Origin of the sequence: Intrasporangium sp. DVR, from assembly GCF_040365325.1 — a bacterium.
In the GTDB taxonomy this organism is placed as follows: domain Bacteria; phylum Actinomycetota; class Actinomycetes; order Actinomycetales; family Dermatophilaceae; genus Intrasporangium.
Genome location: NZ_BAABZW010000043.1, coordinates 1 through 955, shown reverse-complemented (window position 1 = coordinate 955; position 955 = coordinate 1). Strand labels below are relative to the sequence as shown.

Genomic DNA, 955 nt, shown 5'->3' with positions numbered 1-955 from the left:
TGACCTGGAGGCGCTGCGGATCCTGTCGGATCGCCGCGACGCGCTGAGCAGGCGGCGGGTCCAGATCGTCGACCGGCTCCAGGCGCTGCTCGCGGAACTCCTGCCGGGACAGGCGAAGAAGGACATCACCACCGGGCAGGCCAAGGCGATGCTCGCCTCGGTCCGCCCACGGGACATCGCCGGGAAGATCCGCCGCCGGACCGCGGCCGAGGAGCTGGCCGAGCTGGTCGTGGTCGAGGCCAAGAAGAAGAAGGCCAGCGCCGAGCTCGAGGCGATGGTCCTGGCCCGCGGCTCCACGCTGATGGACCTGCACGGCGTGGGACCGGTGGTCGCGGCCCGCGTCCTGGCCGACGTCGGCGACGTGGCCCGGTTCGCCGACCGCAACCGGTTCGCGTCCTGGACCGGCACCGCACCCTTGGACGCCTCCTCCGGGGAGCAGAACCGGCACCGGCTCTCCCGAGCCGGCAACCGGCGGATGAACCACGTGATCCACATCGCCGCCGTCACCCAGCTGCGCCTCGACACCGAGGGCCGCGCCTACTACCGGCGCAAGCGCGCCGAGGACAAGAAGCCCCTCGAAGCGATGAGGTGCCTCAAACGGCGGATATCCGACGCGATCTACCGACAGCTGATCGCCGACGCCCACGCCGCCGAACAGGCGGCCGCGCTGACGGGCCCGGGAGGGCACTGCGGGGCGACTCTGACATCCAGCGCGGTCGACCTACCCCCGCACATCGACACTTCGGATCAGCCACTTCCCGGACCCGCACCCACGACGCTACCCCCGACCACCGCCCGTGCGAAGCCCCGCCCGGGCTCGGCTCCCCAGCGACCGCGTCGACGCGCCGGAGCCGTCAAGGTGCAGCGCCCCACCGGACGAACGACCTTGACGGCGACAAGCGCCGGCGCACACTCCAAAGAGCCGATCCCGGCCCCTTGACGTCAGAGGGGAGCC

Annotated in this window: 1 protein-coding gene; it reads left to right on the top strand. The window is 72.0% G+C overall.

What is annotated here, in order from left to right; all coding sequences use genetic code 11:
* A partial coding sequence (locus ABWV20_RS19155; protein WP_353358058.1) for a transposase occupies positions 1-940 on the top strand: 940 nt, incomplete at its 5' end.
* Positions 941-955 lie beyond the last annotated feature (15 nt).